The organism is Neisseria sp. HMSC070H10 (assembly GCF_001837635.1).
Taxonomy (GTDB): Bacteria; Pseudomonadota; Gammaproteobacteria; order Burkholderiales; family Neisseriaceae; genus Neisseria; species Neisseria subflava_A.
This window is the reverse complement of record NZ_KV833386.1, coordinates 51,514-71,076: the sequence shown is the minus strand read 5'-3', so window position 1 is coordinate 71,076 and position 19,563 is coordinate 51,514. Positions and strand designations below refer to the sequence as shown.

General features: G+C 51.0%; 19 protein-coding genes. All 19 read left to right on the top strand.

What is annotated here, in order from left to right; all coding sequences use genetic code 11:
- Nucleotides 1–490, top strand: a 490-nt coding sequence (locus HMPREF2606_RS10305) for a pseudouridine synthase (protein WP_283122363.1), incomplete at its 5' end; no start/stop codon positions are given.
- Nucleotides 491–587: 97 nt separating this feature from the next.
- The gene (prfB, locus tag HMPREF2606_RS10300) at nt 588–1,691 is read left to right on the top strand and encodes a peptide chain release factor 2 (protein ID WP_049328751.1); all 1,104 of its coding nucleotides are present in this window, start codon (nt 588–590) and stop codon (nt 1,689–1,691) included.
- Between the two features lie 450 nt (nt 1,692–2,141).
- Nucleotides 2,142–3,599 carry an oligopeptide:H+ symporter gene (locus HMPREF2606_RS10295; RefSeq protein WP_070843627.1) on the top strand — a complete coding sequence of 486 codons (1,458 nt, stop codon included), beginning with the start codon at nt 2,142–2,144 and terminating at the stop codon, nt 3,597–3,599.
- A 325-nt stretch (nt 3,600–3,924) separates the two neighbouring features.
- The gene (locus tag HMPREF2606_RS10290) at nt 3,925–4,281 is read left to right on the top strand and encodes an NADH-quinone oxidoreductase subunit A (protein WP_003708115.1); all 357 of its coding nucleotides are present in this window, start codon (nt 3,925–3,927) and stop codon (nt 4,279–4,281) included.
- The gene (locus tag HMPREF2606_RS10285; protein ID WP_002215610.1) at nt 4,272–4,754 is read left to right on the top strand and encodes a NuoB/complex I 20 kDa subunit family protein; all 483 of its coding nucleotides are present in this window, start codon (nt 4,272–4,274) and stop codon (nt 4,752–4,754) included. The genes HMPREF2606_RS10290 and HMPREF2606_RS10285 overlap by 10 nt, the downstream gene beginning before the upstream one ends.
- 12 nt (nt 4,755–4,766) lie before the next feature.
- Nucleotides 4,767–5,360 (top strand): NADH-quinone oxidoreductase subunit C, encoded by a 594-nt coding sequence (locus HMPREF2606_RS10280; protein ID WP_002258030.1) that lies wholly within the window; start codon nt 4,767–4,769, stop codon nt 5,358–5,360.
- Entirely contained in the window at nt 5,350–6,606 is a 1,257-nt protein-coding gene (gene nuoD / locus HMPREF2606_RS10275) for an NADH dehydrogenase (quinone) subunit D (protein ID WP_049332998.1), read from the top strand. Before HMPREF2606_RS10280 ends, nuoD begins: the two co-directional genes overlap by 11 nt.
- A 72-nt stretch (nt 6,607–6,678) precedes the next feature.
- Entirely contained in the window at nt 6,679–7,119 is a 441-nt protein-coding gene (locus HMPREF2606_RS10270) for a hypothetical protein (protein WP_049335747.1), read from the top strand.
- 53 nt (nt 7,120–7,172) lie between these two features.
- Nucleotides 7,173–7,646 carry an NADH-quinone oxidoreductase subunit NuoE gene (gene nuoE, locus HMPREF2606_RS10265; RefSeq protein WP_070712384.1) on the top strand — a complete coding sequence of 158 codons (474 nt, stop codon included), beginning with the start codon at nt 7,173–7,175 and terminating at the stop codon, nt 7,644–7,646.
- Nucleotides 7,647–7,703: 57 nt separating this feature from the next.
- Nucleotides 7,704–8,999 carry an NADH-quinone oxidoreductase subunit NuoF gene (nuoF, locus tag HMPREF2606_RS10260; RefSeq protein ID WP_070712383.1) on the top strand — a complete coding sequence of 432 codons (1,296 nt, stop codon included), beginning with the start codon at nt 7,704–7,706 and terminating at the stop codon, nt 8,997–8,999.
- 58 nt (nt 9,000–9,057) lie between these two features.
- Nucleotides 9,058–11,319, top strand: a complete 2,262-nt coding sequence (nuoG, locus tag HMPREF2606_RS10255; protein ID WP_070843625.1) for an NADH-quinone oxidoreductase subunit NuoG — start codon at nt 9,058–9,060, stop codon at nt 11,317–11,319.
- A gap of 2 nt (nt 11,320–11,321) precedes the next feature.
- Nucleotides 11,322–12,398, top strand: coding sequence for an NADH-quinone oxidoreductase subunit NuoH (gene nuoH, locus HMPREF2606_RS10250; protein WP_070843624.1), 1,077 nt, complete (start codon nt 11,322–11,324; stop codon nt 12,396–12,398).
- Nucleotides 12,399–12,473: 75 nt separating this feature from the next.
- Nucleotides 12,474–12,869 (top strand): GFA family protein, encoded by a 396-nt coding sequence (locus HMPREF2606_RS10245; protein ID WP_003676990.1) that lies wholly within the window; start codon nt 12,474–12,476, stop codon nt 12,867–12,869.
- Between the two features lie 55 nt (nt 12,870–12,924).
- On the top strand, nt 12,925–13,404 hold the full coding sequence (gene nuoI / locus HMPREF2606_RS10240) for an NADH-quinone oxidoreductase subunit NuoI (protein ID WP_002216341.1): 480 nt from the start codon (nt 12,925–12,927) through the stop codon (nt 13,402–13,404).
- An 11-nt stretch (nt 13,405–13,415) separates the two neighbouring features.
- Nucleotides 13,416–14,087: an NADH-quinone oxidoreductase subunit J gene (locus tag HMPREF2606_RS10235; RefSeq protein WP_070843623.1), complete on the top strand. Its 672-nt coding sequence runs from the start codon at nt 13,416–13,418 to the stop codon at nt 14,085–14,087.
- Nucleotides 14,084–14,389, top strand: coding sequence for an NADH-quinone oxidoreductase subunit NuoK (nuoK, locus tag HMPREF2606_RS10230; RefSeq protein WP_003759427.1), 306 nt, complete (start codon nt 14,084–14,086; stop codon nt 14,387–14,389). The genes HMPREF2606_RS10235 and nuoK overlap by 4 nt, the downstream gene beginning before the upstream one ends.
- Nucleotides 14,390–14,391: 2 nt before the next feature.
- Nucleotides 14,392–16,416: an NADH-quinone oxidoreductase subunit L gene (nuoL, locus tag HMPREF2606_RS10225; RefSeq protein ID WP_070584412.1), complete on the top strand. Its 2,025-nt coding sequence runs from the start codon at nt 14,392–14,394 to the stop codon at nt 16,414–16,416.
- 95 nt (nt 16,417–16,511) lie between these two features.
- Nucleotides 16,512–18,008, top strand: a complete 1,497-nt coding sequence (locus tag HMPREF2606_RS10220; protein WP_070584411.1) for an NADH-quinone oxidoreductase subunit M — start codon at nt 16,512–16,514, stop codon at nt 18,006–18,008.
- Nucleotides 18,009–18,017: 9 nt separating this feature from the next.
- The gene (gene nuoN / locus HMPREF2606_RS10215) at nt 18,018–19,460 is read left to right on the top strand and encodes an NADH-quinone oxidoreductase subunit NuoN (RefSeq protein WP_070584409.1); all 1,443 of its coding nucleotides are present in this window, start codon (nt 18,018–18,020) and stop codon (nt 19,458–19,460) included.
- The last annotated feature ends 103 nt before the right edge of the window (nt 19,461–19,563 follow it).

Genomic DNA, 19,563 nt, shown 5'->3' with positions numbered 1-19,563 from the left:
CTGTTGGGGAAGGGCTTTTTTGCAAAGGTCTCGGGCGATTGTTCGCGGTCATCTGCCTTCAGACGGCCTGATTGATTACGCCCTCAAATATATGCCCGACAAAATCGCCGAAGCGCAGACCGAAGCCACATTGCAGGAAGCGCAAACCGCCTACCGTTGTCTGGCACAAACCGAGTTGCCGTTCCAGTCCGCCCTGCGTTATCCGACCTCGCGTTATTCGTGGGCCGAACTTACGCCGCACACAGGTCGCAAACACCAACTCCGCCGCCATATGAAACACATTTTCCACCCCATCGTCGGCGACACCAACTACGGCGATTTGCGCCAAAACTATGCCGTTGCCGAACATATCGGCACGCAACGCTTAATGTTGCACGCGCGAAGCCTCAGTTTCCAAAGCATAGAAGACGGCAGCCGGATGACTGTACAAGCGCCGATAGACAACGACTGGCGGCTTTGGATGGAAAAATTCAAAATCGAGGCCGTCTGAAAAGCCAAACTGCACATTTTCAGACGGCCCGGTCATGGAAAAAAACAGGCAAATCCCTTACAATACGCCCCTAAAATTTTGAAAGAACACAAGAATCATGGAAGCCGAAGTAATCAACCAGCTTAACAACACCCTAAACGACTTGGAGAAGCGCAGCGAAGACATCCGTGTCTATATGGACTATCAGGGCAAGAAAGACCGATTGGAAGAAGTCATCGGCCTCTCCGAAGACCCGGAACTCTGGAACGACCCCAAACGCGCCCAAGAAATCGGCAAAGAGCGCAAAATCCTCGAAGGCATCGTGGTGACCCTCGACAACATCGCCACAGGCATCGAAGACAACCGCATGCTGATCGAAATGGCCGTCGAAGAAAACGACGAAGAAGGTTTCGCCGCCGTGCAGGAAGATGTGGCCGGTTTGGAAAAACAAATGGCCGACCTCGAATTCAAACGAATGTTCAACCAGCCTGCCGACCCGAACAACTGCTTTATCGACATTACCGCAGGCGCGGGTGGTACCGAAGCCGAAGACTGGGCGGGTATGCTGTTCCGTATGTACAGCCGCTACGCCGAACGCAAAGGCTTCAAAATCGAAATCCTTGAAGAAGACGACGGCGAAATCGCAGGCATCAACCGCGCCACCATCCGTGTGGAAGGCGAATACGCCTACGGCCTGCTGCGTACCGAAACCGGCGTTCACCGCTTGGTTCGCTATTCGCCGTTTGACTCGAACAACAAACGCCACACGTCGTTCTCGTCCGTGTTCGTGTACCCCGAAATCGACGACTCCATCGAAATCGAAATCAACCCCGCCGATTTGCGTATCGACACTTACCGCGCATCCGGTGCAGGCGGTCAGCACATTAATAAAACCGACTCCGCTGTGCGTATTACCCACGAGCCGACAGGGATTGTGGTGCAATGTCAAAATGACCGTTCGCAACACGCCAACAAAGCCGCCGCGATGGAAATGTTGAAATCCAAACTGTACGAATTGGAAATGCGCAAACGCAACGAAGAGAAGCAGGCATTGGAAGAAGGCAAGTCCGATGTGGGTTGGGGCAGCCAAATCCGTTCGTACGTCTTGGATTCCTCACGCATCAAAGACTTGCGTACAGGCTACGAAGTCGGCAACACCAAAGCCGTATTGGACGGCGACTTGGACGGCTTCATCGAAGCCAGCCTGAAACAAGGTGTGTAAACCGTAAGAGATAAACAGGCCGTCTGAAAGGTTTCAGACGGCCTGTTTGTTGTTGAATATGGCAGTAACTATATCCACTCCGATGATTTATATTTCCAGCGGGTAAAAGGTTTTATCTATTTGAATAAGCTAAAGTCTTATCAGTCTAAATGGAATGCCGAACGCCGTAAATATATCCGTTTTCGGCCGCATGAAAAATACAATATAGCAAATCTAAAAATTAATAGGTTTTTGAATATGTAGGGCATGACGGAGATGGCCGCGATATGCTTGTTATGTAGCTATTGAGTTCTTTTTTAAATGCGAATATTAATCTTTCTGTAAGAATATGCTTTTTAATGTTTTGCAAATGCAAAGATTGACGGTAATATATGGCTTCCATAAAAATGATTGGTAGGTATAACAGGCCGTCTGAAGCCTGAGCCTGTCTAATATATAGGAGAACTCATAATGTCCGGTCAAAAGCCATCTTCTGCCGAGAAAACTTTCTTCGGCCATCCTTTGCAATTATCCACCCTATTCCACATTGAGCTGTGGGAACGTTTTTCCTTCTACGGTATGCAGGGCATCCTGCTGATTTATCTGTATTACGCCGCGAATCAAGGCGGTTTGGGTATGGATAAGGCTTTGGCCGGCGGCATTGTCGGCGCGTACGGTGGCAGCGTTTACCTGTCCACCATTCTCGGTGCATGGTTGGCCGACCGCATTTGGGGTGCGGAGCGTACCCTGTTTATCGCCGGTATCGTCGTGATGACCGGCCATATTTTATTGGCGATTGTGCCGGGCTTAATGGGATTGCTGTTGGGCTTGGTGTTTATCGCGCTGGGCAGCGGCGGCGTGAAATCGTCTGCCGGTTCGATGGTCGGCTCTTTGTATGAACGGGACGACCTGCGCGAATTACGCGATGCCGGTTTCTCCATTTTCTATATTTCCATCAATATCGGCGGTTTCTTAGGCCCTTTGTTGACCGGTATTTTGCAAGACAGAATGGGTTTCCATTACGGTTTCGGCGCAGCGGCCGTCGGTATGGCATTTGGCCTGCTGTGGTATTCGCGCGGCCGTAAAAACCTGCCGCATACTCCGGCTCCGAATCCGTTGCGTCCTGAAAAGATACAGACTGCAATAGCTGTCGGCGTGTTGCTGGTTTTGGTGTTGAGCAGCGTGATTGCTTCCGGCGCGCTCAATCTTGAGAACTTTTCACGCTGGCTTTTGGGCGTGGTCATTATCACCGTTATCGCTTATTTTGCACGCTTGCTGGGCAGCAGCCAAGTTGAGGCAGCCAATAAACGTTACATCATGGCCTATATTCCGCTGTTTTTGACTATTTGTATGTTCTGGGCGGTTTGGTTTCAGGTGTACACCGTTGCAACGGTTTATTTTGACGAAACGGTTGACCGTACTTTCTTCGGCTTTACCGTGCCTGTTTCATGGAAAGATTCGATACAGGCCATGTGGGTGGTCCTCTTTTCCGGCGTGATGGCGGCGGTGTGGACGAAAATGGGCAAACGCCAACCTAAAACGCCGTTGAAGTTTGCACTGGCCATGTTGGTAACCGGCGTCTCTTATTTGAGTTTTATTCCGTATATTTCATCCGGAACCCCGATGCCGATTATCGTGTTTATGCTGGTGTTGCTGGCGATTACGATAGGCGAGCTGATGCTGTCACCGATTTCGCTGTCGTTTTCTACCAAAATCGCACCGAGCATGTTTAAAACACAAATGGTTGCTTTGAATTTTTTGGCATTGTCCATCGGCTTTACTTTGGGCGGAGTGTTGTTTAAAGACTACTACAATGCTCAGTCGCCATTGGATTTCTACTGGATGCTGGCCACCATCGGCGCAGTAACCTGCGGTATCCTGTTGGTACTCGCCCCGGTATTGAACCGCATGCTCAAAGGTGTCGATTGATTTGTCCATTTAAATGGATGTGATGTATACAGGCCGTCTGAAAATAATCTATTTCAGACGGCCTCATGTTTTATTGGGAATTGGAAAGAGGGCGGATTCGGGGCATAAATCGGATAGGCGGAGAATCCGAATGAAATGATACATGATTAAACTGAAATTAAAATTGTGAAATATTAAATAAGAATAATAATTGTTCTCACAACTTTATTGAATTTATTGAGGTTTTTTTGCTGATTTGCTGATATTTACCTTTAAATGGCTTTTGAAATTCGATAAAATGGTAATCTATTTTTAAGATTTGTCTGTCAACCAGTTAGGTACGACCATGTTGGCCAGTTATTTCCCCGTCCTCGTATTCATCCTCGTCGGCCTTGCGGCCGGCGTGCTGTTTATTCTGCTCGGCACGATTTTAGGCCCGAAACGCCACTACGCCGAAAAAGACGCGCCTTACGAATGCGGTTTTGAAGCCTTTGAAAACGCAAGGATGAAGTTCGACGTGCGCTATTACCTCGTCGCCATCCTCTTCATCCTGTTCGATTTGGAGGTCGCGTTCATGTTGCCGTGGGCTGTCGTGTTCAAAGATTTGGGCGCATACGGCTTCTGGTCTATGCTGGTGTTTATCGTCGTTCTGACGGTAGGCTTTATTTACGAATGGAAAAAAGGTGCGCTGGAATGGGAATAGAAGGCGTTTTGAAAAAAGGTTTCATCACCACCAGCGCGGATACGGTGTTGAACTATATGCGTACCGGTTCATTGTGGCCGGTTACTTTCGGCTTGGCCTGCTGCGCCGTGGAAATGATGCATGCGGGTATGGCGCGTTATGACCTTGACCGTTTCGGTATCATTTTCCGTCCGTCCCCACGTCAGGCCGACCTGATGATTGTGGCAGGTACGCTGACCAACAAAATGGCGCCTGCCCTGCGCCGCGTATACGACCAGCTCGCCGAGCCGCGTTGGGTATTGTCTATGGGCTCATGTGCCAACGGCGGCGGCTATTATCATTACTCTTATTCCGTTGTGCGCGGTGCCGACCGCGTCGTGCCGGTAGACGTTTATGTGCCGGGTTGTCCGCCGACTGCGGAAGCCCTGATTTACGGCCTGATTCAGCTCCAACAAAAAATCAAGCGCACTTCCACCATCGCGCGTGACGAGTAAGGAGAGGACGATATGGCAAGCATTCAAAACTTATACGAGACCGTCATCGGCGTGCTTGGCGATCAGGCAAGCAAAGTCATTTCAGCTTTGGGCGAGATTACCGTCGAGTGTCTGCCCGAACACTATATTTCAGTCATGACCGCATTGCGTGACCATGAAGAGCTGCATTTCGAGCTTCTGGTTGACTTGTGCGGTGTCGATTACAGCACTTACAAAAACGAAGTATGGCAGGGCAAACGCTTTGCCGTCGTCAGTCAGTTGCTTTCCGTTAAAAACAATCAACGCATCCGCGTACGCGTCTGGGTTTCAGACGACGACTTCCCCGTAGTCGAATCCGTAGTCGATATTTACAATAGCGCGGATTGGTATGAACGCGAAGCCTTCGATATGTACGGCATCATGTTCAACAACCACCCGGACTTGCGCCGCATCCTGACCGATTACGGCTTTGTCGGACATCCGTTCCGCAAAGACTTCCCGATTTCCGGCTATGTGGAAATGCGTTACGACGAAGAGCAAAAACGCGTGATTTACCAACCTGTTACCATTGAGCCGCGCGAGATCACGCCGCGTATCGTCCGTGAGGAGAACTACGGTGGCCAATAAATTAAGAAACTACACCATCAACTTCGGCCCGCAACACCCTGCGGCGCACGGCGTATTGCGTATGATTTTGGAGTTGGAGGGCGAAACCATCGTCCGCGCCGACCCGCATATCGGCCTCCTGCACCGCGGTACTGAAAAACTGGCTGAAACCAAAACCTATCTGCAAGCCCTGCCCTATATGGACCGCTTGGACTACGTCTCCATGATGGTCAACGAGCAGGCATACTGCTTGGCGGTAGAAAAACTCGCCGGCATTGATGTACCTATCCGCGCCCAGTATATTCGTGTGATGTTCGCCGAAGTAACGCGCATCCTCAATCACTTGATGGGCATCGGTTCGCACGCATTCGACATCGGTGCGATGACCGCCATCCTTTACGCCTTCCGCGATCGCGAAGAGCTGATGGACTTGTACGAAGCCGTGTCCGGCGCACGTATGCACGCAGCCTACTTCCGTCCTGGCGGCGTTTACCGCGACCTGCCCGACTTCATGCCCAAATACGAGAGCAGCAAATTCCGCAACGCCAAAGTATTGAAGCAGCTCAACGAATCCCGTGAAGGCACCATGCTCGACTTTATCGACGCCTTCTGCGAACGTTTCCCGAAAAACATCGATACACTCGAAACCCTCCTGACCGACAACCGTATTTGGAAACAGCGTACCGTCGGCATCGGCGTTGTCACTCCTGAGCGCGCCATGCAAAAAGGCTTTACTGGCGTTATGTTGCGCGGTTCAGGCGTGGAATGGGACGTGCGTAAGACACAACCTTACGAAGTGTACGACAAAATGGATTTCGACATCCCCGTTGGCGTCAACGGCGACTGCTACGACCGTTACCTCTGCCGTATGGAAGAAATGCGTCAATCCGTACGCATCATCAAACAATGTTCCGAGTGGTTGCGTGTCAATCCGGGTCCGGTCATTACCACAAACCACAAATTCGCTCCGCCCAAACGTACCGAAATGAAAACAGGTATGGAAGACCTGATTCACCATTTCAAACTCTTTACCGAAGGTATGCACGTTCCTGAGGGCGAGACCTACACCGCTGTCGAACATCCGAAAGGCGAGTTCGGCGTTTACATCATTTCAGACGGCGCAAACAAACCCTACCGCCTGAAAATCCGCGCACCCGGCTTTGCCCACCTGCAAGGTATGGACGAAATGGCAAAAGGCCACATGCTGGCCGACGTCGTTGCCATCATCGGCACGCAAGACATCGTATTCGGGGAAGTGGACAGGTAAGCCGCAAAAAAAACAGCCTGCACTTTTCAGGCTGCCTGAAAGCTGGGCAAACAAATACGAGGAATATTAGAAATGAATTTTTGGCATATGCAGATGCATCCAACTGGCGAAATGGAATTTTCTGAAAACATTGATTGGATTTTAGAACACAAAAAAATCATCGGTTTGGGACAGTGGAAAGGCGGAGAAGGTCAAATTGCCGCATTTATCAATGAAATTCAGGTTAATGACATTGTTGCGCTAAAACGCGGTCAAGAATTGATTGCGCTTGTCCAAGTTACCGGCGGAGCATATAAGGTTACCGATGATGCAAATCCGGAAACTGCATGGATTGTGAACCGCCGTCCTATCCGCGTATTGGATTGGGCGATTGACCCAAAAATATTAAAACAGCCGCGCGGTACACTAAACCGCTGCGCCAATGATGATGTGGAAACCACTCAAACCATTAAACAATGGTATGAAGCCGTAGTGAAATCATTTGCAAAACGAAGAGTGGATTTAACCGTTTAAATTAGTCTTCAGGCAGTCTGAAACCTGCCCATCATTTTATCGAGAATAAAACCATGTTATCCGCACAATCGTTGCAACAAATCGACACAGAACTGGCCAAATACCCAGCTGATCGCCACCGCTCCGCCATTATGGGTGCGCTGCGTATTGCCCAGACCGAAAAAGGCTGGCTTGCTCCTGAGACCATCGCCTTTGTCGCAAACTATATCGGCATCTCGCCTGCACAAGCCTACGAAGTCGCTACTTTCTACAATATGTACGACCTTGAGCCCGTCGGCAAATACAAACTGACCGTCTGCACCAACTTGCCCTGCGCTCTGCGTGGCGGCATGGATACCGGCGAATACCTGAAGAAAAAACTCGGTATCGGCTACGGCGAAACCACGCCCGACGGCAAATTCACCCTCGTCGAAGGCGAATGCATGGGCGCATGTGGCGATGCTCCGGTCATGCTGGTCAACAACCACAGCATGTGCAGCTTTATGACCGAAGAAGCGATTGACAAGAAACTTGCCGAACTGAAATAAAAGGCCGTCTGAAAACAACGGCTGCAACCGATACGAAAACGAACAGGCACACCAAAAATGGCTATTTACCAATCAGGCGTGATTTTTGACCAAGTGGATACCGCCAATCCCGATTGCTGGACATTGGACGAATACGTCAAACGTGGCGGCTATTCCGCCCTGCGTAAAATCCTGTCCGAAAACATCTCGCAAACCGATGTGATTGACGAAGTCAAAACCTCCGGCTTGCGCGGTCGTGGCGGTGCGGGCTTCCCGACCGGTTTGAAATGGAGCTTTATGCCCCGTTCCTTCCCAGGCGAAAAATACGTCGTCTGCAATACCGACGAAGGCGAGCCGGGTACATTTAAAGACCGCGACATCATCATGTTCAATCCTCATGCCCTGATTGAAGGCATGATTATTGCCGGTTACGCGATGGGTGCGAAAGCCGGCTACAACTACATCCACGGCGAAATTTTCGAAGGTTACCAACGTTTTGAAGCTGCTTTGGAGCAGGCGCGTGCCGCAGGCTTTTTGGGTAAAAATATTTTGGGTTCGGATTTTGAATTTGAACTCTTCGCCCACCACGGCTACGGCGCATATATTTGCGGCGAAGAAACCGCATTGCTCGAATCGTTGGAAGGAAAAAAAGGCCAGCCTCGCTTTAAACCGCCATTCCCTGCTTCGTTCGGCCTGTACGGCAAACCGACTACCATCAACAATACCGAAACGTTCTCCTCCGTCCCCTTCATTATCCGTGACGGCGGACAGGCATTTGCCGATAAAGGTATTCCGAATGCAGGTGGTACCAAATTGTTCTGTATTTCCGGTCATGTCGAGCGTCCGGGCAACTATGAAGTGCCATTGGGTACGCCGTTTGCCGAAGTCTTGAAAATGGCGGGCGGTATGCGTGGCGGTAAAAAACTTAAAGCCGTCATTCCCGGCGGTTCGTCCGCGCCCGTGTTGCCTGCCGATATCATGATGCAGACCAATATGGACTATGACTCGATTTCCAAAGCCGGCTCGATGCTGGGTTCCGGCGCGATTATCGTCATGGACGAAGACGTGTGCATGGTCAAAGCCCTTGAGCGCCTGAGCTACTTCTACTATGACGAGTCTTGCGGTCAATGTACGCCTTGTCGTGAAGGTACCGGCTGGCTCTACCGCATCGTCCACCGCATCGTAGAAGGCAAAGGCCGCATGGAAGACTTGGATTTGCTGGATTCTATCGGTAACCAAATGGCAGGCCGCACCATCTGCGCCCTTGCCGATGCCGCTGTCTTCCCAGTTCGCAGCTTTACCAAGCATTTCCGTGATGAGTTTGTGCATTACATCGAACACGGCGGACCGATGAAACCGAATAAATGGTGCTAAGTTTTCAGACGGCCTCTAAAAGAATTATTTATTAAATACCCGTAACTAGGAACGAACCATGTTACAAATCGAAATCGACGGCAAACAGGTATCTGTGGAGCAGGGCGCGACGGTAATTGAAGCCGCGCACAAGCTCGGTACTTATATCCCGCATTTCTGTTACCACAAAAAACTTTCCATCGCCGCCAACTGCCGTATGTGTTTGGTAGACGTGGAAAAAGCCCCCAAACCTCTGCCCGCCTGTGCCACGCCGGTTACAGACGGCATGATTGTGCGTACGCATTCGGCAAAAGCCCGAGAGGCGCAAGAAGGCGTGATGGAGTTCCTGCTCATCAACCATCCGCTTGATTGTCCGACCTGCGACCAAGGCGGCGAATGCCAGTTGCAGGATTTGGCGATGGGCTACGGCAAAACCACCAGCCGTTATACCGAAGAAAAACGTTCCGTCGTCGGCAAGGACATGGGTCCTTTGGTTTCCGCCGAGGAAATGAGCCGTTGTATCCACTGTACCCGTTGCGTTCGTTTCACTGAAGAAATCGCCGGCGTGCAAGAAATCGCCATGGCCAACCGCGGCGAACATTCCGAGATCATGCCTTTTATCGGCAAAGCAGTGGAAACCGAATTGTCAGGCAACGTCATCGATTTGTGTCCTGTCGGCGCATTGACCAGCAAACCGTTCCGCTTCAACGCGCGTACTTGGGAATTGAACCGCCGTAAGTCCGTTTCCGCCCATGACGCTTTGGGCAGTAATCTGATTGTGCAAACCAAAGACCATACCGTCCGCCGCGTGTTGCCGCTGGAAAACGAAGCCATCAACGAATGCTGGCTATCCGACCGCGACCGTTTTGCCTACGAAGGCCTGTATCACGAAAGCCGTCTGAAAAACCCGAAAATCAAACAGGGCGGCGAGTGGATGGACGTGGATTGGAAAACCGCGTTGGAATATGTCCGCAGCGCGATTGAATGTATCGCCAAAGACGGCAACCAAAACCAAGTCGGCGTTTGGGCCAATCCTATGAATACGGTTGAAGAGCTGTATCTGGCCAAAAAATTTGCCGACGGCTTGGGTGTTAAAAACTTTGCAACCCGTTTGCGCCAACAAGACAAACGTCTTTCAGACGGCCTTAAAGGTGCGCAATGGTTGGGACAAAGCATTGAATCTTTGGCTGACAACGATGCCGTATTGGTAGTCGGCGCGAACTTGCGCAAAGAACAGCCGCTCCTAACCGCCCGTCTGCGCCGCGCTGCCAAAGACCGTATGGCGTTGAGCGTATTGGCTAGCAGTAAAGAAGAATTGTTTATGCCGCTTCTGTCTCAAGAAGCCGCACATCCCGACGAATGGGCAGGCCGTCTGAAAAACCTGTCTGCCAATGCGGAACACGCAGTTACCGCCAGCCTGAAAAATGCTGAAAAAGCAGCAGTGATTTTGGGCGCGGAAGTGCAAAACCATCCTGATTACGCCGCCATTTATGCCGCCGCGCAAGAGCTGGCTGACGCGACCGGCGCAGTGCTGGGCATTTTGCCGCAAGCCGCCAACAGCGTTGGTGCGGATGTCTTGAATGTAAACTCCGGCGAGAGCGTTGCCGAAATGGCAAACGCGCCGAAACAGGCAGTCTTGCTGCTCAACGTCGAGCCTGAAATCGATACGGTTGACGGTGCGAAAGCGGTTGCCGCGTTGAAACAGGCGAAAAGTGTGATGGCGTTTACACCGTTTGTCAGCGAAACGCTGCTGGACGTGTGCGACGTATTGTTGCCGATTGCGCCGTTTACCGAAACATCAGGCAGCTTCATCAATATGGAAGGCCGTCTGCAATCTTTCCACGGCGTGGTACAAGGCTTCGGCGATTCGCGTCCGATGTGGAAAGTATTGCGCGTATTGGGCAACCTGTTTGACCTGCAAGGCTTTGAATACCACGATACTGCCGCGATTCTGAAAGACGCGTTAGACGCGGAAAGCCTGCAGTCCAAACTGAACAACCGTAGCACATGGACAGGGGAGGGCATTCAGACGGCCTCAGACCGCCTCGTCCGTGTCGGCGGCGTCGGTATTTATCACACTGATTCTATTGTGCGCCGTTCCGCACCGTTGCAAGAAACCAGCCATGCCGCCGTGCCTGCCGTGCGTGTAAATCCGAACACATTGGCGCGCTTGGGCCTGCAAGACGGACAAACCGCTGTCGCCAAACAAAACGGCGCAAGCGTATCGGTTGTAGTCAAAGCCGATGCCGGTTTGCCTGAAAACGTGGTGCATCTGCCGTTGCATACCGAAAATGCCGCGCTGGGTGCGTTGATGGACACTATTGAACTGGCGGGAGCTTGATCATGCAAGAATGGTTCCAAAACCTCTTTGCCGCAACGCTCGGTCTGGGCGATTTGGGTATTACCGTAGGCTTGGTGGTATCCGTCATCGTCAAAATCGTGATTATCCTGATTCCGCTGATTCTGACCGTTGCCTACCTGACATATTTCGAACGTAAAGTCATCGGCTTTATGCAGCTTCGTGTCGGCCCGAACGTAACCGGCCCGTGGGGTCTGATTCAGCCGTTTGCCGACGTGTTCAAACTCTTGTTTAAAGAGGTAACCCGTCCGAAGCTGTCAAACAAAGCTCTGTTCTATATCGGCCCGATTATGTCGCTTGCTCCGTCTTTTGCGGCATGGGCAGTGATTCCGTTTAACGAAGAATGGGTGCTGACCAACATCAATATCGGCCTTTTGTACATCCTGATGATTACCTCGCTGTCGGTTTACGGCGTGATCATCGCAGGCTGGGCTTCCAACTCCAAATATTCGTTCTTAGGTGCAATGCGTGCTTCCGCACAAAGCATTTCCTATGAGATTGCCATGAGTGCCGCGCTGGTGTGCGTCGTGATGGTATCGGGCAGCATGAACTTCTCCGACATCGTTGCCGCACAAGCTAAAGGTATTGCTGGCGGTTCGGTATTCTCTTGGAACTGGCTGCCGCTCTTCCCCATCTTCATCGTCTATCTGATTTCCGCCGTTGCCGAAACCAACCGCGCGCCGTTTGACGTGGCAGAGGGTGAGTCTGAAATCGTTGCCGGTCACCACGTCGAATACTCCGGCTTCGCATTCGCGCTGTTCTTCCTTGCCGAATACATTTTCATGATTCTGATTGCCGCGCTGACATCGCTGATGTTCCTCGGCGGCTGGTTGTCTCCGTTCCCGCAAAGCTGGGGCTTTATCGGTACGCCTGCCGCATTCTGGATGTTCGTGAAAATGGCGGCGGTGCTGTACTGGTACCTGTGGATCCGTGCAACTTTCCCACGCTACCGTTACGACCAAATCATGCGTTTGGGCTGGAAAGTGCTGATTCCGATCGGCTTCGCCTACATCGTGATTTTGGGCGTGTGGATGATTTCACCGCTGAATTTGTGGAAATAGGGCCGGGAGGCCGTCTGAAAGTTTTCAGGTAGCCTGAACCCCAAATTTTTAACCGTTTCAAACCGAGAGAAACCGATGAAAGCTCAATGCCTGTGCGGCGCAGTATCACTGGAAACCGCCGAAAACCGCGAACTCCACGCCTGCCATTGCGGGAAATGCCGCACATGGGGCAGCGGCGCGTCTTTTACTTTGGCCGCCCGGTCGCCCGAAATCACAGGCAGCGAGCACATCGCGCATTATCAGTCGTCCGAATGGGCGCAACGCTGTTTTTGCAAACACTGCGGCACACACCTGTTTGTGCAGGTTGGCAACGATTATTACATCAACGCCGGGCTGTTTGCCGACAACGCGGGCTTTGAAACTACCTCACAAATCTTTATTGATTGCAAAGCTCCGTATTATGACTTGGCCAACGATACCCCGAAGCTGACCGAAGCCGAGTTTTTAGAAATGGTGGGCGCGGCAGGTTAAAAAAACCGCTTTCAGACGGCCTGTAAACAGAACAATCCGAAAAGAGCATCCGAAAATGGCTAATTTAGTAAAAACCTTCCTGCTGGGCGAATTGGTGAAAGGCATGGGCGTAACGCTCAAAAACTTCTTCGCCCGCAAAGACACGATTTACTTCCCCGAAGAAAAAACGCCGCAATCCGTGCGTTTCCGTGGCCTGCACGCGCAACGCCGTTATCCGAACGGCGAAGAGCGCTGTATTGCGTGTAAATTGTGCGAGGCAGTTTGTCCGGCAATGGCGATTAACATTGAATCGGAAGAACGCGAAGACGGCACCCGCCGCACCAAGCGTTACGACATCGACCTGACCAAGTGCATCTTCTGCGGTTTCTGCGAAGAGGCCTGCCCGACCGATGCGATTGTGGAAACCCATATTTTTGAATACCACGGCGAGAAAAAAGGCGACTTGCACATGACCAAGCCGATTCTTTTGGCCATTGGCGACAAATACGAAGCTGAAATCGCCAAACGCAAAGCCGCTGACGCGCCGTATCGTTAAGGAGCAGACGAATGACTTTTTCCGCGATTCTGTTCTATATTCTTGCCGCCATCGTTTTGTACGGTGCGGTTCGTACCGTTACCGCTAAAAACCCTGTGCACGCCGCTTTGCATTTAGTGCTGACCTTCTGTGTGAGCGCGATGATTTGGATGCTGATGCAGGCCGAATTCTTGGGCGTGACGCTGGTGGTGGTTTACGTCGGCGCCGTGATGGTGTTGTTCCTGTTCGTTGTGATGATGTTGAACATCGACATTGAAGAAATGCGCGCCGGTTTCTGGCGTCATGCGCCTGTTGCCGGTGTGGTCGGCACATTGTTGGCAGTTGCCCTGATTCTGATTCTGGTCAACCCGAAAACCGACCTGGCCGCATTTGGTCTGATGAAAGACATTCCGGCCGATTACAACAATATCCGCGATTTGGGCAGCCGTATTTATACCGACTACCTGTTGCCGTTTGAATTGGCGGCGGTATTGCTGCTGTTGGGTATGGTGGCCGCGATTGCGCTGGTTCACCGTAAAACTACCAATCCGAAACGCATGGATCCTGCCGACCAAGTTAAAGTACGTGCCGATAAAGGCCGTATGCGTCTGGTGAAAATGGAAGCCGTGAAACCACAAACCGAATCTGCGGAAGAAAACGAAGTTTCAGACGACCTCAAGCCGAAAGAGGAGGGCAAAGCATGATTACCTTGACGCATTATTTGGTATTGGGCGCGCTCCTGTTCGGTATCAGCGCGATGGGCATCTTTATGAACCGCAAAAACGTGCTGGTATTGTTGATGTCCATCGAGCTGATGCTTTTGGCGGTAAACTTCAACTTTATCGCCTTCTCGCAACATTTGGGCGATACTGCCGGACAGATTTTCGTATTTTTCGTACTGACCGTTGCTGCTGCCGAATCTGCCATCGGTTTGGCGATTATGGTATTGGTGTACCGTAACAGAAAAACAATCAACGTTGCCGATTTGGATGAGTTGAAAGGGTAATCATGAACGACATGACTTTATATTTGGTAATTGCCCTTGTGCCTTTGGCAGGCTCGCTGATTGCGGGTTTGTTCGGCAATAAAATCGGACGTGCCGGCGCGCATACGGTTACGATACTCGGCGTGGCGGTGTCCGCCGTGCTGTCGGCTTATGTGCTGTGGGGCTTTATCGACGGCAGCCGTGCCAAGTTTGACGAGAACGTCTATACCTGGCTGACAATGGGAGGTTTGGATTTCTCCGTCGGCTTCTTGGTCGATACGATGACGGCGATGATGATGGTCGTGGTAACGGGCGTGTCGTTGATGGTGCATATCTACACCATCGGCTATATGCATGATGAAAAAGTCGGCTACCAACGCTTCTTCAGCTATATTTCTTTGTTTACTTTCAGCATGTTGATGCTGATTATGAGCAACAACTTCATCCAGCTCTTCTTCGGCTGGGAGGCTGTGGGCTTGGTGTCGTATCTCTTGATCGGTTTCTATTTCAAACGTCCAAGCGCAACATTTGCCAACCTGAAAGCCTTTTTGATCAACCGTGTCGGCGACTTCGGCTTTTTGCTCGGTATCGGCTTGGTGCTTGCCTATTTCGGCGGTAGCTTGCGCTATCAAGATGTATTCGCTTATCTGCCTAATGTTCAGACGGCCACTATCCAACTGTTCCCCGGTGTGGAATGGTCTTTGATTACCGTAACCTGTTTGCTCCTGTTTGTCGGTGCGATGGGTAAATCGGCACAATTCCCACTGCATGTCTGGCTGCCTGATTCGATGGAAGGCCCGACTCCGATTTCTGCATTGATTCATGCCGCAACCATGGTTACCGCCGGTCTGTTCATGGTATCGCGTATGTCGCCGATTTATGAGATGAGCAGCACTGCGCTGTCTGTCATCATGGTAATCGGTGCGATTACCGCCTTGTTTATGGGTTTCTTGGGCGTGATTCAAAACGACATCAAACGTGTGGTTGCGTATTCCACCCTGTCGCAACTGGGCTACATGACCGTGGCTCTGGGCGCGTCTGCCTATTCCGTGGCGATGTTCCATGTGATGACTCACGCTTTCTTTAAAGCCTTGTTGTTCTTGGCCGCAGGTAGCGCGATTATCGGTATGCACCACGACCAAGACATGCGCCACATGGGTAACCTGAAAAAATACATGCCGATTACTTGGCTGACCATGCTGATCGGTAACTTGTCGCTGATCGGTACGCCATTCTTCTCCGGCTTCTATTCTAAAGATTCGATTATCGAAGCAGCGAAATACAGCACCCTGCCGGGTAGCGGCTTTGCTTATTTTGCCGTCCTCGCCAGCGTGTTTGTTACTGCGTTCTACGCGTTCCGCCAATACTTTATGGTGTTCCACGGCGAAGAGAAATGGCGCAACCTGCCTGAGCATCATGACGATCATCATGGCGAAGAACATCACGGCTTGGGCAAAAACGACAATCCGCACGAAAGCCCGCTGGTTGTTACCCTGCCTTTGATTTTGCTGGCCATTCCGTCCGTCATCATCGGCTATGTTGCCATCGAGCCTATGCTTTACGGCGATTTCTTCAAAGACGTGATTTTCGTCAACGCCGACGCGCATCCGACTATGCACATCATGAAGGAAGAGTTCCACGGCGCATTGGCAATGGTGTCGCACAGCCTGCATTCGCCTGTACTCTACCTCGCTATCGCAGGTGTCTTGAGCGCATGGCTTTTGTACGTCAAACTGCCGCACCTGCCTGCGAAAATTGCACAGGCGTTCCGTCCGGTTTACGTTTTGTTTGAAAACAAATACTACCTCGACGCCCTGTATTTCAACGTCTTCGCTAAAGGCACGCGCGCATTGGGTACTTTCTTCTGGAAAGTCGGCGATACCGCCATTATCGACAACGGTATTGTCAACGGCTCCGCCAAACTGGTTGGCGCGATTGCCGCGCAAGTGCGTAAAGCCCAAACCGGCTTTATCTACACCTATGCCGCCGCTATGGTATTTGGCGTATTGGTACTGCTCGGCATGACCTTCTGGGGATTGTTCCGATAAGAATAAGGTTTTAGACGGCCTTAAACCTTCAGGCCGTCTGAAACGAAGAAATATCCACATAAACACATTTTTATTTTAACCACAGGTTAACCACTATGTTTTCCAACTACCTACTCAGCTTGGCAATATGGATACCCATCGCCGCAGGTGTGCTGGTTTTGGCGACCGGTAAAGACAGCCGTGCGCCGCTGGCGCGTGTGCTTGCCTTCATGGGTGCGCTTGCCGGTTTCTTGGTAACGCTGCCCCTGTTTACCGGTTTCGACCGTTTGAGCGGCGGCTATCAATTTACCGAGTTCCACGAGTGGATTCCGCTTCTGAAAATCAACTATGCATTGGGCGTGGACGGTATTTCAGTGCTCTTTATCATCTTGAATGCGTTTATTACGCTGTTGGTGGTATTGGCCGGTTGGGAAGTCATTCAGAAACGTCCGGCGCAGTATATGGCGGCATTCCTGATGATGTCGGGTTTGATTAACGGTGCGTTTGCTGCGCAGGATGCAATTCTGTTTTATGTGTTCTTCGAGGGTATGCTGATTCCGCTGTACCTGATTATCGGTGTATGGGGCGGCCCGCGTCGCGTCTATGCGTCGGTCAAGCTGTTCCTCTATACGCTGATGGGTTCACTCTTGATGCTGGTTGCTATGGTTTACCTGCACTATCAGACAAACAGCTTCTCTATTGTTGATTTCCAAAACATCAAACAGATTCCGTTGGGCGTACAACAGCTTTTGTTTGTAGCGTTCTTCCTGTCATTCGCCGTAAAAGTGCCGATGTTCCCTGTGCACACTTGGTTGCCGGATGCCCACGTTGAAGCGCCGACCGGCGGTTCGATGGTGTTGGCGGCAATTACGCTGAAACTGGGTGCGTATGGTTTCTTGCGCTTTATCCTGCCGATTATGCCGGATGCGGCACGCTATTTCGCCCCTGTAATCATTGTATTGAGCCTGATTGCCGTGATTTACATCGGTATGGTGGCTTTGGTGCAAACCGATATGAAAAAACTGGTGGCGTATTCTTCCATCAGCCATATGGGTTTTGTCACTTTGGGTATGTTCCTGTTTGTGAACGGCCAATTGAATGATTGGGCATTGAAAGGTGCAATCATTCAAATGATTTCCCACGGTTTTGTGTCTGCCGCGATGTTTATGTGTATCGGCGTGATGTACGACCGCCTGCATACTCGCAATATTGCCGATTATGGCGGCGTGGTCAATGTGATGCCTAAGTTTGCGGCGTTTATGATGTTGTTCGGTATGGCCAATGCCGGTCTGCCTGCGACTTCCGGCTTCGTGGGCGAGTTTATGGTGATTATGGGCGCGGTTAAAGTGAATTTCTGGGTAGGCGCTTTGGCTGCCATGACCCTGATTTACGGTGCGTCTTATACCCTGTGGATGTACAAACGCGTTATTTTTGGTACGATCCACAATCCGCACGTTGCCGAAATGAAAGACATCAATTGCCGCGAATTTGCGATTTTGGCAATTTTGGCGGTTGCTGTATTGGGCATGGGTCTGTATCCGCAAGCGTTTATCGAAGTGGTGCATCAAGCGGCAAACGATTTGATTGCCCATGTGGCACAAAGCAAGATTTGAGGTGTGTAAATGAACTGGTCTGATTTGAATTTAATGCCCGCCATGCCCGAAATCGTGCTGCTTGCGCTATTGGGTGTCGTATTGCTGGCAGACTTGTGGATTTGCGATAAAAACCGCTATTTGACCCATCTGATGAGTTTGGGAACGGTCATTATTGTGGCTATTACCCAATTGGCGGTATGGGAGCAGGGCAGTGTCGATGCCTTTCACGGTATGTATATTGCAGACGGCATGTCCTGTTTGGCAAAACTGGTGCTGTATGCACTGACGTTTGGTCTGTTTATTTACAGTAAACCGTACAATCAAGACCGCCAAATCTTTAAAGGCGAGTTTTACACCCTGTCATTGTTTGCCCTGTTGGGTATGAGCGTTATGGTCAGCTCGGCACATTTCCTGACTGCGTATATCGGTTTGGAATTGTTGTCTTTGTCGCTGTACGCCATGATTGCCCTGCGCCGCGATTCCGGCCGCTCTGCCGAGGCTGCGCTGAAATACTTCGTATTGGGCGCGTTGGCCTCCGGTTTGCTGCTCTATGGTATTTCTATGGTTTACGGCGCCACCGGTTCCCTTGATTTTGCTTCCGTCTTGGCTTCTGCTTTCAATGAGCAGGCCAATGAATGGTTGTTGAAATTGGGTATGGTGTTTATTGTGGTCGCCATTGCATTTAAATTGGGTGCGGTTCCATTCCATATGTGGGTGCCCGATGTGTACGATGGTGCGCCGACCTCTGTTACCGCCTTTGTGGGTACTGCTCCGAAAATCGCCGCCGTTGTCTTTGCGTTCCGTATCCTTGTTACCGGCATGGGTACCATACATTCAGACTGGGCGCCGATGTTGGCCATTCTTGCCGTTGCTTCTTTGGTGGTCGGTAACCTTGCTGCCATTATGCAAACCAATATCAAACGTATGCTTGCCTATTCCACCGTATCGCACATGGGCTTTATCCTGTTGGCGTTTATGGCAGGCGCGGTCGGCTTTACCGCAGGTTTGTATTACGCCATTACCTATGCTGTGATGGCGGCAGTCAGCTTCGGTGTTTTGATGGTATTGTCTACCAAAGACATTGAGTGTGAAGAAATCAAAGACCTCGCTGGCCTTAACCACCGCCATGCATGGTTTGCCTTCTTGATGTTGCTGTCCATGTTCTCCATGGCAGGTATTCCGCCGCTGATGGGCTTTTATGCCAAGTTCGGCGTGATTATGGCGCTCTTGAAACAAGGCTATGTTTGGTTGTCAGTGTTTGCCGTCATCATGTCTCTGATTGGCGCGTTCTACTACCTGCGCGTGGTCAAAGTCATCTACTTCGATGCGCCTGACCATGACCAGCCGGTCGGCAGTAACTATGCCGCTAAATTTGTCCTGACGGTCAATGCCTTCCTGCTGCTCCTCTGGGGTATCATGCCGCAAACCGTTATCGACTGGTGTGCCAAAGCATTGGAAAATACCCTGTAAGCTTCAAACAAAACCAACGGCGGCTGTTCCAAAGTCGCCGTTTTTGTTAGGATTCGCATTCGGATGAAATATACCCAAAGTTCAGACGGCCTCAAGCCTTTGA

What these genes read in the sequence shown, in the direction of transcription:
- HMPREF2606_RS10220 (WP_070584411.1), top strand. Translation starts at nt 16,512, where the DNA reads ATGTTTTCCAACTACCTACTCAGCTTGGCAATATGGATACCCATCGCC.
- HMPREF2606_RS10290 (WP_003708115.1), top strand. Translation starts at nt 3,925, where the DNA reads ATGTTGGCCAGTTATTTCCCCGTCCTCGTATTCATCCTCGTCGGCCTT.
- HMPREF2606_RS10280 (WP_002258030.1), top strand. Translation starts at nt 4,767, where the DNA reads ATGGCAAGCATTCAAAACTTATACGAGACCGTCATCGGCGTGCTTGGC.
- nuoL (WP_070584412.1), top strand. Translation starts at nt 14,392, where the DNA reads ATGAACGACATGACTTTATATTTGGTAATTGCCCTTGTGCCTTTGGCA.
- nuoN (WP_070584409.1), top strand. Translation starts at nt 18,018, where the DNA reads ATGAACTGGTCTGATTTGAATTTAATGCCCGCCATGCCCGAAATCGTG.
- HMPREF2606_RS10270 (WP_049335747.1), top strand. Translation starts at nt 6,679, where the DNA reads ATGAATTTTTGGCATATGCAGATGCATCCAACTGGCGAAATGGAATTT.
- prfB (WP_049328751.1), top strand. Translation starts at nt 588, where the DNA reads ATGGAAGCCGAAGTAATCAACCAGCTTAACAACACCCTAAACGACTTG.
- nuoG (WP_070843625.1), top strand. Translation starts at nt 9,058, where the DNA reads ATGTTACAAATCGAAATCGACGGCAAACAGGTATCTGTGGAGCAGGGC.
- nuoF (WP_070712383.1), top strand. Translation starts at nt 7,704, where the DNA reads ATGGCTATTTACCAATCAGGCGTGATTTTTGACCAAGTGGATACCGCC.
- nuoH (WP_070843624.1), top strand. Translation starts at nt 11,322, where the DNA reads ATGCAAGAATGGTTCCAAAACCTCTTTGCCGCAACGCTCGGTCTGGGC.
- nuoE (WP_070712384.1), top strand. Translation starts at nt 7,173, where the DNA reads ATGTTATCCGCACAATCGTTGCAACAAATCGACACAGAACTGGCCAAA.
- nuoI (WP_002216341.1), top strand. Translation starts at nt 12,925, where the DNA reads ATGGCTAATTTAGTAAAAACCTTCCTGCTGGGCGAATTGGTGAAAGGC.
- HMPREF2606_RS10285 (WP_002215610.1), top strand. Translation starts at nt 4,272, where the DNA reads ATGGGAATAGAAGGCGTTTTGAAAAAAGGTTTCATCACCACCAGCGCG.
- nuoK (WP_003759427.1), top strand. Translation starts at nt 14,084, where the DNA reads ATGATTACCTTGACGCATTATTTGGTATTGGGCGCGCTCCTGTTCGGT.
- HMPREF2606_RS10295 (WP_070843627.1), top strand. Translation starts at nt 2,142, where the DNA reads ATGTCCGGTCAAAAGCCATCTTCTGCCGAGAAAACTTTCTTCGGCCAT.
- HMPREF2606_RS10245 (WP_003676990.1), top strand. Translation starts at nt 12,474, where the DNA reads ATGAAAGCTCAATGCCTGTGCGGCGCAGTATCACTGGAAACCGCCGAA.
- HMPREF2606_RS10235 (WP_070843623.1), top strand. Translation starts at nt 13,416, where the DNA reads ATGACTTTTTCCGCGATTCTGTTCTATATTCTTGCCGCCATCGTTTTG.